The sequence below is a fragment of the Paracoccus versutus genome, from assembly GCF_000763885.1.
Lineage (GTDB): Bacteria > Pseudomonadota > Alphaproteobacteria > Rhodobacterales > Rhodobacteraceae > Paracoccus > Paracoccus versutus.
The window spans coordinates 17,447-32,235 of the sequence record NZ_JRKO01000005.1 but is presented as its reverse complement, the minus strand read 5'-3'; the positions used below and the strand labels follow the sequence as shown (position 1 = coordinate 32,235).

The following is a 14,789-nucleotide window of genomic DNA, read 5'->3' as shown; positions in this document are numbered from 1 at the left end:
CATGGCGGATATCACCCCGATCCTGATGCCCAAATGGGGCCTGTCGATGAAAGAGGGCAAGCTGGCCGCCTGGCATGTGGCCGAGGGCGCCGAGATCAGCCCCGGCGACGAGATCATGGATGTCGAGACCGACAAGATCGCCAATGTGGTCGAGGCCGCCGACGGCGGTCTCCTGCGCCGCCGCGTCGGCGTCGAGGGCGAGACCTATCCGGTGCGCGCGCTGCTGGCGGTGATGGCGCCGCCCTCGGTCCCCGAGGATCAGATCGACGCCTATGTCGCCGCCTACCAGACCCCCTCGGCCGGCGGCGACGAGGGCGAGGAAGGCCCCGGCTACCAGTTCGCCGACCTGCCCATGGGACGCATCCGCTATGCCGAGCGGCCGGGCGAGGGCGTGCCCCTGATCCTGATCCACGGCTTCGGCGGCGACCTGGACAACTGGCTCTTCAACATCGACGCGCTGGCGGAAACCGCGCCCGTCTATGCCCTGGACCTGCCCGGCCATGGCCAGTCGGTGAAATCGGCGCGGCCGGCGGGGCTCGACCTGATGGTGTCGACCGTCGTCGCCTTCATGGACCACCTGGGCATCGGCCGGGCGCATCTGGCCGGCCATTCCATGGGCGGGCTGGTCGCCGGCACGCTGGCGGCCCGGCATCCCGACCGCGCGGCCTCGGTCACGCTGATCTGTCCGGCCGGCCTGGGCGCCGAGATCAACGCCGGTTACATCGACGGCTTCGTCCAGGCGACCGGGCGGCGCGATCTCAAGCCGGTGCTGGCGCATCTGTTCAACGACCAGTCCCTGGTCAGCCGCGCCATGGTCGAGGACCTGCTGAAATACAAGCGCCTGGACGGCGTGCCGGACTTCCTGGCCGAGCTGTCGGGGAACCTGTTCCGCCAGGGCCGCCAGGCCGAGCAGGTCGCCGGGGCGCTGGCCGCCTCGGGCGTGGCCGCGCAGGTGATCTGGGGCGAGGCCGATGCCGTCATCCCTGCCGCCCATGCCGCCGCGCTGCCCGGCGCCCAGGTCAGCGTGATCCCCGATGCGGGCCACATGGTGCAGATGGAGCAATCGGCCGAGGTGAACCGCCTGATCCGCGACTTCATCGCCTGAACCGGCGGCCGCCCCGCATCCGGGGCGGCCCTTTGCAATGGGAGGAAAGACATGAGCAATTCCGTCGAGGGCCGCAGCATCATCGTCACCGGCTCGGGGCGCGGCATCGGCCGCTCGATCGCCGAGGGGCTGGCGCAGGCCGGCGCCCGCGTGGTGATCGCCGACATCGCCGCCGATACCGCCCAGGCCACCGCCGCCGAGATCCGCGCCGCGGGCGGGCAGGCCATCGGCCTTGCCGTCGATGTGACCGACCGCGCCAGCACGCGCGAGCTGATCGCCCGCACCGTCGCCGAACATGGCCGGCTGGACGCCATGTTCAACAATGCCGGCATCGCGCAGGTCAAGCCGTTCAACGACATCACCGAAGCGGACTGGCACCGCGTCATGGACGTGAACGCCATGGGCGTGCTGATCGGCATCCAGGAGGCGGCACAGCAGTTCATCGCCCAGGGCGGCGGCGGCAAGATCGTCAACACCACCTCGATCGCCGGCAAGCAGGGCTACGAGCCGCTGGCGCATTACTCGGCCAGCAAGTTCGCCGTGGTGGCGCTGACCCAGGCCGCCGCCCGCGCCTTCGGCAAGCACGGCATCTGCGTCAACGCCATCTGCCCCGGCGTGGTCGCCACCGACATGTGGAAGCTGATCGACAAGGGCTTCAAGGACGAGGGGCTGACCAGCCGCGACAACGAGGCATTCGAGGGCTTTTCCGCCGACATCCTGCTGGGCCGCCCCTCGCGCCCCGAGGATCTGGCGGGCGTCTCGATCTTCCTCGCCTCGGCCGGGTCGGACTACATGACCGGGCAAAGCCTGGTCGTCGACGGCGGCATGGTGCTGCTATGAGCGCGAAACAGAAACTGGCCGAGATGAACGCCCGCGCCGCCGCGCTCTACAAGGCCGACGGCAAGACCATGTCCGCATTCCGCGGCCTGATGGCCGCCGCGAACCGCGAGGGCAAGCTCGGCCCGGCGATGAAGGAGATGATCGCCCTTGCCGTCGCCGTCGGGCGCGGCTGCGAGGATTGCATCATCTTCCACACCGCCGAGGCCAAGTCCCATGGCGCCAGCCGCGACGAGTTCGTCGAGGTTCTGGCCATCGCCATCGAGATGTCCGGCGGGCCGGGCACGGTCTATGCCGCCAAGGCGCTGGCCGCCTATGACGAATTGTGAGGCATCCCCATGAAAGCATTGCGTTTCCACGCCGCCAAGGATCTGCGGATCGAGGATATTCCCGAACCGCCCCGGCCCGGTCCCGGCCAGGTGCTGATCCGAAACCGCTATGTCGGCATCTGCGGCACCGACCTGCATGAATATGCCTCGGGCCCGATCTTCATCCCGACCGAGCCGCATCCCTATTCCGGCGCCCATGGCCCGCAGGTGCTGGGCCACGAGTTCGGCGGCGAGGTCGTGGCGGTGGGCGAGGGCGTGACCAAGGTCGCGCCCGGCGACCGGGTGGCGGTGCAGCCGCTGATCATGCCGCGCGGCGGCGAATATTTCGCCGACCGCGGCTGGCACAACCTTTCGGGCAGCCTGGCGCTGGTCGGGCTGTCCTGGGTCTCGGGCGGCATGGCCGAGATGGCGCTGCTCAACGACTACAATGTCGAGAAGATCCCCGACGGCATGACCGACGAAGAGGCCGCGCTGGTCGAGCCGACCGCCGTCTGCGTCTATGCCTGCGACCGCGGCCGGATCACGGCGGGGAACTCGGTGCTGGTCACGGGCGCCGGCCCCATCGGCATCCTGGCGCTGCTGACCGCGCGGGCCTTCGGCGCGACGCGGCTGTTCGTGTCGGACGTGAACGACACGCGGCTGGCGCTCGCCGCCGAGGTGGTGCCCGGCGTCGTCGCCATCAACCCGGCGCGCGAGGATGTGGGCGAGCGGGTGCGCGCCGGCACACAGGACGGCATCGGCTGCGACGTGGCGCTGGAATGCGTCGGCAACGACCGCGCGCTGCAATCCTGCCTCGACGCGGTGCGCAAGCAGGGGGTGATCGTGCAGACCGGGCTGCATCCCGGCAAGGGCAGCGTGGATTTCTTCCAGCTGACCTTCAAGGATGCCGAGATCCGCGGCTCGTGGTGCTATCCGACCCATGGCTGGCCGCGCACCATCGAGCTGATCGCCTCGGGCGCCATCCCGGCCAAGCGGGTTGTGACCCGGCGCATCGCGCTGGACCAGGCCGTGGCCCAGGGGTTCGAGGCGCTCCTGGACCCCGCCGGCACCCAGCTGAAGATCCTGATCGACCTGTCGCGCTGAGTCCTGCCGCCTCGACAAAGTTTTCCACCCGGCGCGGCCAAGCCGTGCTATCGTCGCGCCGGGCTTTGGGAGGAGCCGATGGGAGGTATGCAGGACACGGGGACGCATGTCCTTGAAATCTTTCGCGCGGCCGAAGGGCAATCCTCGCGCCGCGACGCGGATGTTCTGGCGTCCTGGCGGCGCTGCGTGAACGAACACCGGCTTGACCCGACCCGGCACCTGGGACCGCGCATCGTCACCCAGGGCGAGCTGCGCCAGCACCGCCAGGAATCCGAGGAACTGCTGCGCACGGCCCGGCACGGGATGGAGGATCTGTATCGCCGGGTCAACTCGATGGGCTATGTGCTGCTGCTGGCCAATGCGCGCGGCGTGACCGTGGACGCCATCGGCGACGCGCAGCTGGACCGCGAATTGCGCCATGCCGGGCTGATCACCGGCTCGGAATGGCACGAGCGCGACGTCGGCACCAACGGCGTCGGCGCCTGCCTGGCCTCGGGCCGGGCCATCACCGTGCATCGCAGCGATCATTTCGACGTGACGCTGACGCCGCTGTCCTGCACGGCGGTCCCGATCCACGACACCCAGGGCAACCTGATGGGCGTGCTGGACCTGTCGCACCTGCACGCGCCGCAGGACAAGATCAGCCAGGCGCTGACGCTGGAGGTGATGAAATCCTGCGCCCGCCGCATCGAGATGGCGAACCTGGTCTGCAACCACCGCTCGGACTGGATCCTGCGGCTGCATCCCTCGCCCGAATTCCTGGACGTGGACCCGATGGCGGCGGTGGCGGTCGGCGCGGACGGCCGCATCACCGGCATGACCCATAACGCGCATGAGTTGGTGAACCGCGATCTGATCGGCCGCCCCTTCAGCGAGGTCTTCGCCCATGAATTCGAGGATCTGCCGGTGCTGTCCGCGGCCCTGGCCCCGGTCGAGGGCGTGCTGGAGATGCAGTCGGGCGGCATCCTCTTCGCCCGCGCCGTGCCGCCCACGGCGCCGCCGCGCAGCCCCGCCGGCGCGGTCGCCCTGCCCGCGCCGCTGCTTGCCATTCACGGCGGCGACCCCGCCATGCAGCGCCTGGCCGAGCGCGCCGCCAAGGTGGTGGACCGCAAGATCAGCGTGATCCTGCGCGGCGAGACCGGGACCGGCAAGGAATTCATCGCCCGCGCGATGCACCAGTCCTCGCGCCGGCGCGGCCCCTTCGTGGCCATCAACTGCGCCGCCCTGCCCGAGGCGCTGATCGAATCCGAACTGTTCGGCTATGTCCCGAACGCCTTCACCGGCGCCCATGCGCGCGGCAAGAAGGGCCTGATCCACCAGGCGAACGGCGGCACGCTTTTCCTGGACGAGATCGGCGACATGTCCCTGCCCCTGCAGGGCCGGCTGCTGCGCGTGCTGGCCGAGCACGAGGTGCTGCCCGTCGGTGGAACCCGCGTCGAGCCGGTAGACATCCGCGTCATCTCGGCCTCGCATCGCGACCTGGCGGCGCAGGTGGCCGAGGGCAGCTTCCGCCAGGATCTCTTCTATCGCCTGAACGGGCTGGTGCTGGACGTGCCCCCGGTGCGCGCCCGCGCCGACCTGGAATGGCTGATCGACCGCATCGCCGCCGCGACCGAGGAAAGGATCGGCTTCACGCCCCCCGCCAGGCAGCGGCTGCTGGCCCATGACTGGCCAGGCAACGTGCGGGAAATCATCAACGTCTGCGAACTCTGCGCAGCCCTGTGCGAAGGCCGCCCGGTCCAGCCGGACGACCTGCCCGCCCATATCGCCGCCGCCGCGGGGCAGCCGGACCGGCAATCGGAACATGAGCTGCTGGAATGCCTCAGGCAATGCCGCGGCAACCTGTCGGCGGCGGCGCGGCTGGCCGGGGTCGATCGCTCGACCTTCTACCGCAGGCTGCACCGCGCCGGCCTGATGGACCGCCGGCAAGGCTAGGCGGTGGTGGCGGCGGAAAGACCCGCCACCCGGCCTATTTGTAGAAGCCTTCGCGCAGGGTGATGCCGTGTTCCAGCCAGGCCTTCATCGCGCAAAGCATCCCGGTCCAGCCCTCGCAATTGCCCAGGCAGCCCTTCAGCCCGGCCTCGGTCTCGGGCCAGCCGTATTCGCTGATCCGCACCAGCGTGCGCCCGTCCTCCAGCGGGTGAAAGGTCATGGTCACGGTGGTCCAGACGCGCGGCTCGCCCTCGGCCTCCCATTGCAGGACGATGCGCTCGTCGGGCACCACCTCCTGCACCAGCACCGGAAAGGCGCCGGGGAAATCGTGGAAGTCCCAGCTTACCTCGGCCCCGGCCTCCAGCCGCCCTTTGGCGCCGCCGGTGGTGAAGAATTTCGACAGGCTGCCGGGGTTCACCACGGCCTCGAACACTTCGCCGACCGGCTTGGCGATCCGGCCGCTGACGGTGAATTTCAGTTCCATGCGACGATCCTCCTTGTTCTGCCCTCCTTGCCCCGCATCCCATAATGTTATAAAATTATAACATGTCAACTGAAGATCAGGACGACGCGCTGTTCAAGGCGCTGGGGCACCGGGTGCGGCGGCAATTGCTCGACCGGCTCAAGGCGGGCCCCCAGACCACCGGCGGGCTGTGCGATGCGCTGCCGCAACTGGACCGCTGCACGGTCATGCAGCACCTGCGGGTGCTGGAAACCGCCGGGCTGGTCGTGGTCGAGCGCCGCGGCCGCGAAAGGTGGAACCACCTCGACGCGCTGCCGATCCAGGCGCTGCAGGACCGCTGGATCGGCCCCTATGCCGCCCATGCCGCCGCCATGCTGGCCGGGCTGAAACGGGCAGCGGAAGACGGGCAGCCGCAGGATCGCGACAAGGCGCTGCCGGACTAGGCGCGCCCTCAGGCCTCTTCCAGCCCGTCCAGCAGGCCGGGGGACATCTCTTCCCAGAAGGCGGCGATGCGGATGGCGTTCAGCGGCGACATCCAGCCGTGCTTTTCGAAATCCTCGCGCATGCGCGCATCGGACAGCTGCGCCAGGAACAGCCGCTTGTCGGCATCGCGCTGGGTGGGCGTGCGGGCCTTGACCGCGTCCAGGATGCGGCGCAGCCGCTCGGCCCGCGGGTTCGGGGCCGCCTCCCCTGCCCGCTCGGCCGCGGCGCCGAAATTCCCCTCCAGCGCCGCGGTCAGGTAGCCGAGCTTGCTTTTGACGTTCTTGCGCGTCTCGACATAATCCAGCTTTTCCAGCACCTGCTCTTCGCCATGCGCCGAAAGCCATTGCCGCGCCAGCCGGTCGCTGACCCCCAGGCCGCGCAGCCGGGCATAGACCGCGCCGTGCCGCATCCCCTCGCCGTCGTCCATGTCCAGGATCGCCAGCTGCGGGTTTTCCTTGATGCGAAAGCGGATCTCCGTCACCACCCTGCCCTGCTTGCGCGTCTCGGGCGTCACCAGGATGTTGCTGGTGCGGTTCACCTCGTCCACGGCGGGCTTGATGACCTTGGCGTTCAGGTGCTTGAAGGTCTCGTAATAGGCCGAGCCCTCGACCCCCATCAGCCGCCGGAACAGGTCCAAGGGCCACCAGCCGGTCGAGCCGGTCCTGACGAAGCGATAGCAGTTCTCGTAAAGCGCCAGCGCGTGCCCGCTGGTGAAGCGGCGCTGGATGTTCAGGTTGATCAGCGCAAAGACCTTGGGATCGTGCAGCTTTTCCGCCAGGGCCGGGGAATAGGCGTATTCGCAGATCCCGCCCTTCAGCTTGGCATAGCTCAAGAGGCTGCTGACCCCCCATTCCTGCTGGCCCTTTTCGTCCAGCATGTCCCATTCGGCGACCGTCTCGGCCAGGCCGCGCAGCGACTGCTTCAGCGTGTCCATGTCGTTGCTGTTGTAGCCGATCATCAGGCACAGCGTGCGCGCGTCGATCTGGTGGCGCGCGCGGCTGATCAGCGTGTCATAGGCATTGAGCAGCAGCACGTTCGACAGCTTGCGCTGCAGCAGCGTCAGCTTGCCCGAGACATGGATCGCCGCCACGTGCTTCTTGACCGCCCCCCGGCGCAGCGCGCCCGAAAGCTGGTCGCGAGGAATATCCCCCATCGCCCTGCCCTTCTTGTCGTTGCGCCGATTATGCCCGATCAGGTACCTCGCGACAACCGCCATCCGGGTTCCCATGATCCGGGAAATCCCATCCCGCAGATGGGTGCCTTTGCCGCGCCCGGCCCGGAAAGGCACCCGTTTACGGGGCGCAGGAGTCACGCTCCGGGGCGAAAAAGGGACGAAAACCGCACCTTCGGGCCGATCCCGCAGGCGGAAACCCCCATTCCCGCGAATCGGTGCCCCACCCCCCGGAATCGGACACCCTTCGTCCCGCAAACAGGTGCCTATGAACCTGTAAACGGGTGCCGGAACGGGTCTATCCTTATGAAATAAGGTCGGTTTCTTTTCCCTAAAGATTTTAAAGACCTGAAAGGAATCCAAACTTTACGCTGCTGCTTTTCCTGATTTTGGGGGAATTTCGCTGCGAAACCTCGCAGAACGATTCACTTGCGCAGAAGGATGTGTAATAGTTTCGCCAAAACATCCAACGAAGCAGCACATCGCAGAGGTAGCGGCATGTCTTCAGGCAAAGACCCCCTTCCCCCCTATTTCAACATCAGCCCGGCCAGGGCGGCCGAGCGTCTGTCGGAGCCTATCGACACCGCCCGATTCGCGAAAGCCGCCGCCTTCGCCGCCAAGGGCCGCCAGGATCTGGCCGAGCGCGGCTATGCCCCCGACGGTCGCAAGCGCCTGCGCCGCTTTTCCACCTGGGAGGTCTGCCGCTATCTGATCCCGGTGGCCCCGGCGCATTTCCGCCGCGTGCTGCTCAAGAACCCCGACCTGCCGCAGGGCCAGGGCGAGGGCAATTCGAAATGGTTCAGCCTCGACGACGTGCTGCGCCTGCGCGACCATTTCGCGACCGAGGGCGCGGCCGGCCGGGAATACCGCCCCTGGCGCCCCGAGGGCCTGCCGGCCAAGACCATCGCCGTGGCCAATTTCAAGGGCGGCGTCGGCAAGACCTCGACTGCCGCGCATCTGGCCATGTCGGCGGCGCTCGACGGCTACAAGGTGCTGGTGATCGACCTGGACAGCCAGGGCAGCATGACCTCGATCATGGGCGGCAAGGTGGCCGACGAATGGTCCACCGCCTTCCCCCTGCTGGCCAAGGACTACGCCCTGGCGCTCCAGGACGAGAACCGGGTGCGCGAGGCGGCGGGCCAAAGCCCCCTGCCCTTCGACGAGACCCTGACCGAGGCGCTGACCCTGTCGGCCCCGGACCTGATCCAGAAGACGCATTGGCCCAACATCGACCTGCTCGGCGCCCAGCTGAACCTCTACTGGGCCGAGTTCCAGGTGCCGGTCTGGCGCATGGGCCTGCGCGGCTGGCCGCTGTGGGATGCGCTTGGCAATGCGCTGGCCAACGACGGCATCCTGGACAGCTATGACATCATCATCCTCGATACCCCGCCGGCGCTTGGCTACCTGACCATCAACGCGCTGGCGGCGGCCGACATCCTGCTGGTGCCGCTGGGCGCCTCGTTCCTGGAATTCGATTCGACCGGGCGCTTCTTCGACATGCTCTATTCGACCTTCGCCAGCGTCGAGGAAGGCGAGAACGCCGCCCGCCGCCGCGACGGCCTGCCCGAGATGCGCTTCGAATGGGACGCGGTGCGGGCCATCATCACCCGCTTCGACGCGGCGCAGCAGACCGACCTCGCGAACGTCATCCAGGCCTATTTCGGCGATTTCATGACCACCTATCGCCAGGAGCTGACCGCCATGGTCGGCCAGGCCGGCGAACAGGTGAACGGCATCTACGAGGCCGATTACCGCGAGTTCAACCGCGAGACCTATGTCCGCGGCCGCGAGACATTCGACCGCACCTGGGCCGAGGTGAAGGAGTTGATCCTGGGCACCTGGTGGCGCGATCTTCAGATGCAGAAGGCCGAAGAGGCCGCACAGGCGAAGGAGCAGGCGCATGGCTAAGCGCAGAAGGCTGGAAACCCCCAGCAGCGCCGATCTGGATCGGATCGAGGCGCAGTTTCGCAGCGAAACCTTCGAGCGTCCCGCCCTGGGCCGCGGCATCGCCCCCCCCATCGCCCAGGTCGCCGCCGACAGCGCCGCCCTGTCCAGCGCCGAAAGCGTGGAGGGCCGCGCCGCCCGCGCCAGGGCCGATGCCGATGCCGCGCGGCTGCATGACGCGCAAGAGCGGGGGCTGCTGATCGTCGAACTGCCGATCGAGCAGATCGACGAGGGCGCGATGATCCGCGACCGCATGGTGATGAGCGAAGAGGACATGCAGGAGCTGCGGCTGTCCATCGCCGCGCATGGGCTGCGTCTGCCGATCGAGGTCTTCGAGATCGACAGGCCCGAAGGGCAGGGGCCGCGCTACGGGCTGCTGTCCGGCTATCGCCGGCTGCATGCGGTGCGGGCGCTTCACGAGCTGACCCAGGCCGAGAAGCATGCCACGATCCGCGCCCTGATCCGCCCCCGCACCGAGACCGACGAGGCCTTCGTCGCCATGGTCGAGGAGAACGAGGTCCGCGAGGAGCTGAGCCATTTCGAACGCGGCCGCATCGCCGTGATCGCCGCGAACCAGGGCGCCTTCGCCAATACCGAGGATGCGGTGAACAAGCTCTTCGCCACCGGGTCCAAGGCCAAGCGATCCAAGGTGCGCTCGTTCGCGCTGATCTTCGAGGAACTGGGCGACATGCTGCGCTTTCCCGAGGCGCTGACCGAAAGGCGCGGCCTGCGCCTGGCGACTGCCTTGCGCAACGGTGCCGAAGCCCGGCTGCGGCAGTCCCTGTCCGTGCGCATTCCAGGCGACGCCGACGAGGAATGGGCCCTGATCGAGCCGGTGCTGCAATCGCTGGAGAGCAATCGCAGCGAGCTGGGCCGGGCCGGCCGCCCGCGTTCCAACGCCCCGCGGCAAGGCTGGAGCGACGCCATGACCCGGCGGACCCAGGGCGGCGTCGAAATCCGCTGGGGCAGGGACGGCAAGGCGCATATCCTGAGGCTGGAGGGCGACCAGCTGGACGACGACCTGATGGAGCGCCTGGTCCGCGAGATCCAGGCGCTGCTGGACGGGTAGCGGTTTCGCAGCGAAACCCCGAGGATGAGCCCAAATGTCGGGACCGTCAGGGCGCGGTGACGGCCCGATCTTATTGCCAAACCCTGCCGATAGAGGTAGCAATAAGGGGAGGCCGGTCCTGGCTGTGGCTCGACTCCTAGCGGCCCGGTCGCGGGCGGATGGGCCGGCGAGTTCCAGGCTGTCCAAGGCGGTATCCGGCTTGGCGCGGCAGGTGCCCTGGAGCAGGGCAGGGGGCATCGCTTGGCGGGAAATGGGTGGGATGGCCCCCTCTGCTGTTATCCGCAAAATCTCGATCATATGCGGATCATTCTGATAACTGGCTGATTTCATTGTGGCCGAGATGGGCGCGCGCTGATTGCCTGAGTGCCTCCAGACGGCCCGGAAACGCGCAATGGCGGGTGCCTTTGGGCCGCGGAAAGGGCAGGGGGCGTGGGGCGGCAGATCGGGGGCCGGAGAAGTCTTGACGGCGCCGATGCGGGATGGGCCTGCGGAAGCTGGCCGGGCGGAACCGGCGAGCCGGCGATCCCCGGCCTATCGCCCTACCCGCGGCGTGGAGTTCGATGAATGGCTGCGGGTTGAGTAACCGGAAGGCTGCACTTTCTGCCCGAACATTGGACCGTCGGGACGGTCGGCAATCCCCGGCCTTGGCGCTGTGCCTGCCGCGCGTAGTTCGGCGAATGGCTGCGGGCAGCGTGACCCGGAAGGCAGCGCTTCCTTCCCGGACATTGGACCGCCGGGACAAGCCGGGGCCGTGGACAAGCCGGGGCCGTGGACAAGCCGGGGCCGTGGACAAGCCGGGGCCGTGGACAAGCCGGGGCCGTGGACAAGCCGGGGCCGTGGACAAGCCGGGGCCGTGGACAAGCCGGGGCCGCGTCGCGGCAACCGCGGGGTTGCGCGACGCGGCCCATCGGTGGCGAGCCCGGCTGGTGCCATGGGCGCATCGCGATGCGCCCATGGCCGCGTCAGAGCCGCTCGGGCCGCGGGTCGGCCGTGAAACCCTCGGCATTGGGCATGCGCACCTGCGGCAGGGTTTCGCGGTCCAGCACCGCCGTTTCGTCCAGGATCCCGGCGCGGCCCAGGATATAGGCGCTGATCGCATAGACCTGGTCCGGCGTCAGCGAGCCCGGCGCATCCATCGGCATCGCCCGGTGGATGTAGTCGTAGAGCGTGCTGGCATGGGCCAGGTAGCTCTCGACCGTCTTGAGGGGCTTGTCGCCGGCCAGCGTGTCGCGGCCGCCGATCAGCGCCGGCCCGCCGGTCTCGGGGATGCCCTTCAGGTTCTCGCCGTGGCAGGCCACGCAACGCTCGTCGTAAAGCGCCTTGCCCTCGGCATAGCTGCCCCGGCCGTCGGGAAGGCCCTGGCCGTCGGGCGTCGCATCGATGTCGATCGCGGCGATCTCTTCCGCCGTCGCGGGCCGGCCGATGCCGAAATCCGCATCGAGCCCCGGCGTCCCGGCCGCCTCGTCCGCGACCACGGGCGAGGGCGGCGTGGGCTCGCCGCTGTCGGGCAGTTCGGCCGGAAGCGGCGCGACGCTGCGGGGCGCGGCGGCGTCCTGCGCCAGGCCGGCCAGCGGAAACAGCGCCATGGCCAGCGCAAGGGCGCTGCCGAGCGGGGATTGCCTAGGCGTGGACATTGGACACCTCGCCATTCTGCGCAATGCGCCAGCTTTGGATCGCATTCAGGTGATAGACCGACCTGGTGCCCCGCGCCTGGACCAGCTCGGCCAGGGTCGGCTGGCGATAGCCGGTCTCGTCGGTGCAGCGGCTTTGCAGCACCGTCTCGGTCCCGTCCCAGACCCAGGGCAGGCGGAAGCGGGTGTGGCACTTGTCCAGCACCGGTTCCTGCAGGGCGGCCTTGGCCCAGGTCTTGCCGCCGTCGGCCGAGACCTCGACCTCGGCGATCCGGCCGCGGCCCGACCAGGCCAGGCCGGTGATCTCGTAAAAGCCCGGACGCGGCAGCTGCATCGCGCCCGAGGGAAAGGTGATGACCGATTTCGCATCCATGGTCAGGGTGAACTGCCGGGCGGTGCCGTCGGGCAGCAGGTCGGTGTATTTCAGCGTCTCCTCGCGCGTCATGAAGGGCTTGTCGCCGACCTCGAGCCGGCGCAGCCACTTGATCTGGGTGTTGCCCTCGTAGCCGGGCAGCAGCAGGCGCAGCGGATAGCCCTGCTCGGGGCGCAGCGCCTCGCCGTTCTGCGCATAGGCCAGGATGGCGTCGTCCATCGCCTTGTCGATGGGGATCGAGCGGGTCATGACCGCCGCATCCGCGCCCTCGGCCAGGATCCAGGCGGCGCCGTCCTGCACGCCCGCCTCGGCCAGCACGGTCGAAAGCCGCACCCCGGTCCATTCCGAGGTCGAGGTCAGCCCATGCGTGCCCTGCACGGTCCTGAGCGTGGGCTTTTCCCATTCCGTCAGCCCGTTGCCAGAACATTCGATGAACGTGATCCGGCTGGCCGAGGGCATCCGCTTCAGGTCGTCCATGGTCAGGCGCAGCGGCTTGTCCACCATGCCGTGCAGGATCAAGGCGTGGCGCTGGGGGTCGATATTGGGGATGCCGCCGTGGTGGCGTTCGAAATGCAGGCCCGAGGGGGTGATGATCCCCTGGCCCGAGGCCAGCGGGGTCATCGACCAGCTGGAATCCAGGCTGGCGGTCGGATAGCGCCAGCGGATCTCGTTCTCGAATTGCGACCGCGAGCCGTAGCCGCCGTCGTCCAGGATCATCCGGCCCTGTTCCCTGGTCGGGTCGGGCTGCACCGGATATTCGATGGCGCCGGGCGGGGCTTCGGCGCGGGCGGGACGGGCGACCAGCGCGCCGCCCAGAAGCGCGCCGCCCAGCAGCATCCCGCGCCGGCTGAGGCCGGGAAACATCCCCTGCCGGCAAGCGCAATCCTCGGTCGGCCGGGGATGCAGGATGCGGTTCTCCAGGGCCACGAGCGCCTGGGCCATGCGCCTTTCGGCCGGGCCATAGCGTTCGGATGAGAATGGCAGATCTGGCATTGCGTTTCCTCCCTGTGGTTTCGCATTCGCTGGATTGATGCCGTGGCGCCGCGTCCTGTTCGTCGCGCCGGGTCCGATGATAGCATCAAATCGCCCGCCACGCGTCCTTTGGCGGCGGCTCGCCTTGTGATTGCAAAGGGGTGCCGGGCTTCGCCGATAATTCGGCCCTGTGCCGGGTTATTTGCAAAAACCACGAATGCGGCGGGATGGGGTTTGCATTATCGGAAAGGTCATCCGGGCTGGCCTAATAATATACCTGCCCGGACGATTATGACTTTGGGGGAAATCCAAAACGTGTTATGCATGCAAGATATTGGTTAAACATTACGTGCGGAGTGGGATGATGGCATCAACCAACATCCAGGGACGTTCTGTTGATTCCGTATCCAGCGAGAATGCGACGATCAGCCTTGGCGGCGGTCAAGACGGCTCGCAAGGCTTCTTTCTTCTGGATCATAATCTTGGAACGGTAAAGGCTGTTTTGTTCCTGGTCAGGGACCAGCCGTTCAAATTGCAGATCAATTCCTCGGGGCCGCGTGGTTTCATGGCTTGGTTGGAAATGGCCGACAATGAAGGCCAGGGCACCGAAATCACCAGCAGGATCGTCAATATCGCGCATAATTTCGATCCTTCCAGGCTGGATGTTGCCGGGAATGTCCTTTTGGATCGCTGGAACGACAGCGATCGGGCGCTGGTCCCGGTTTCCAGGGACAAGGTTCGTTTCAATGATCGCGTCAGTCCCGATTTGCGCAAGATCCTGACCTTGAAAATAGCGCCGCTGACGGATTTCGAGGCCGGGGGTATCCGGTGGAGTTCCGACCGGCCCCGCTGCGACGCGCAGCGCTTTGGCGAGCTTGCCGCGCTGATGGCGACCTATGCACCGGGAAAGATCCTGGAGGATTTTGCGCCCGAGAAACTGCCCGACATCCTGGCGGCGCTTCGCGAGCTGAAAAGCACCGACGACATCGGCTCGGTGCCGGCCACGTTCACCAGTTCCGGCCGGGCGGTCGAGCAGATTTCACAGCGAGAGGTGGATGAAACCTCGGATCTGTTCGGGATTTCGTCCGATTTCTCGCAACCGGGACGGCCGCAGGCGCCGCCGCCTGCTGGAAACGGGTCCGGCCCGCCGCCGCCGGAGCCTGCGCTTGCCATCACCCCCGCCCCGGCCGGAACCGGGCTTGATCCCGGTTTTGGCTATCTTGCCCATGGTCCGGCCCTGCCGGGAACCGCCATGCCCATACCGATCAAGCCTTTGAAGGATTTGAACGCCTTTGCTGAAAAGCTCGATCTGAAGATCGTGACATTGGGATCGGCGGAAGCCCTGGCAGAGGCGCGCAGGAAATTCGCATCGGGTTAGGGTGATTACGAACCATTAG

13 protein-coding genes are annotated in these 14,789 nt (G+C 67.7%); 9 read left to right on the top strand and 4 right to left on the bottom strand.

What is annotated here, in order from left to right; genetic code table 11:
- Window position 1: 1 nt before the first annotated feature.
- The 5 genes from IT40_RS03135 (at window position 2) to IT40_RS03115 (ending at window position 5,289) form a co-directional block, all read left to right on the top strand.
- Window positions 2-1,105: an acetoin dehydrogenase dihydrolipoyllysine-residue acetyltransferase subunit gene (locus IT40_RS03135; RefSeq protein WP_036750491.1), complete on the top strand. Its 1,104-nt coding sequence runs from the start codon at window positions 2-4 to the stop codon at window positions 1,103-1,105.
- Between the two features lie 51 nt (window positions 1,106-1,156).
- The gene (locus tag IT40_RS03130) at window positions 1,157-1,945 is read left to right on the top strand and encodes an SDR family NAD(P)-dependent oxidoreductase (RefSeq protein WP_036750488.1); all 789 of its coding nucleotides are present in this window, start codon (window positions 1,157-1,159) and stop codon (window positions 1,943-1,945) included.
- On the top strand, window positions 1,942-2,271 hold the full coding sequence (locus IT40_RS03125; RefSeq protein ID WP_036750486.1) for a carboxymuconolactone decarboxylase family protein: 330 nt from the start codon (window positions 1,942-1,944) through the stop codon (window positions 2,269-2,271). Before IT40_RS03130 ends, IT40_RS03125 begins: the two co-directional genes overlap by 4 nt.
- Before the next feature lie 9 nt (window positions 2,272-2,280).
- Window positions 2,281-3,354, top strand: coding sequence for a 2,3-butanediol dehydrogenase (locus IT40_RS03120; RefSeq protein WP_036750484.1), 1,074 nt, complete (start codon window positions 2,281-2,283; stop codon window positions 3,352-3,354).
- A 78-nt stretch (window positions 3,355-3,432) separates the two neighbouring features.
- Complete coding sequence (locus tag IT40_RS03115; protein ID WP_084196803.1) at window positions 3,433-5,289, top strand: sigma-54-dependent Fis family transcriptional regulator; 1,857 nt, start codon at window positions 3,433-3,435, stop codon at window positions 5,287-5,289.
- Between the two features lie 34 nt (window positions 5,290-5,323).
- On the opposite strand, the gene IT40_RS03110 is transcribed toward IT40_RS03115, so the two are convergent.
- Window positions 5,324-5,770 (bottom strand): SRPBCC family protein, encoded by a 447-nt coding sequence (locus IT40_RS03110; protein WP_036750478.1) that lies wholly within the window; start codon window positions 5,768-5,770, stop codon window positions 5,324-5,326.
- Window positions 5,771-5,832: 62 nt separating this feature from the next.
- Here IT40_RS03110 and IT40_RS03105 point away from each other — a divergent pair, with 62 nt between their 5' ends.
- Entirely contained in the window at window positions 5,833-6,192 is a 360-nt protein-coding gene (locus IT40_RS03105; protein WP_036750475.1) for an ArsR/SmtB family transcription factor, read from the top strand.
- Between the two features lie 8 nt (window positions 6,193-6,200).
- Here the strand turns inward: IT40_RS03105 and IT40_RS03100 are convergent, their stop codons facing one another.
- Window positions 6,201-7,385: a replication initiation protein gene (locus IT40_RS03100; RefSeq protein WP_084196809.1), complete on the bottom strand. Its 1,185-nt coding sequence runs from the start codon at window positions 7,383-7,385 to the stop codon at window positions 6,201-6,203.
- Window positions 7,386-7,901: 516 nt separating this feature from the next.
- Here IT40_RS03100 and IT40_RS03095 point away from each other — a divergent pair.
- Both IT40_RS03095 and IT40_RS03090 read left to right on the top strand, forming a co-directional pair.
- On the top strand, window positions 7,902-9,311 hold the full coding sequence (locus IT40_RS03095; RefSeq protein ID WP_036750470.1) for an AAA family ATPase: 1,410 nt from the start codon (window positions 7,902-7,904) through the stop codon (window positions 9,309-9,311).
- Window positions 9,304-10,416 (top strand): ParB/RepB/Spo0J family partition protein, encoded by a 1,113-nt coding sequence (locus tag IT40_RS03090; RefSeq protein ID WP_032491263.1) that lies wholly within the window; start codon window positions 9,304-9,306, stop codon window positions 10,414-10,416. The genes IT40_RS03095 and IT40_RS03090 overlap by 8 nt, the downstream gene beginning before the upstream one ends.
- 962 nt (window positions 10,417-11,378) lie before the next feature.
- Here the strand turns inward: IT40_RS03090 and IT40_RS03085 are convergent.
- Window positions 11,379-12,050: a c-type cytochrome gene (locus IT40_RS03085; protein ID WP_166436140.1), complete on the bottom strand. Its 672-nt coding sequence runs from the start codon at window positions 12,048-12,050 to the stop codon at window positions 11,379-11,381.
- On the bottom strand, window positions 12,037-13,413 hold the full coding sequence (soxC, locus tag IT40_RS03080) for a sulfite dehydrogenase (protein WP_243700285.1): 1,377 nt from the start codon (window positions 13,411-13,413) through the stop codon (window positions 12,037-12,039). The genes IT40_RS03085 and soxC overlap by 14 nt, the downstream gene beginning before the upstream one ends.
- Before the next feature lie 343 nt (window positions 13,414-13,756).
- Between soxC and IT40_RS03075 the strand changes: the two genes are divergently transcribed.
- Complete coding sequence (locus IT40_RS03075) at window positions 13,757-14,770, top strand: hypothetical protein (RefSeq protein WP_147307329.1); 1,014 nt, start codon at window positions 13,757-13,759, stop codon at window positions 14,768-14,770.
- Window positions 14,771-14,789 lie beyond the last annotated feature (19 nt).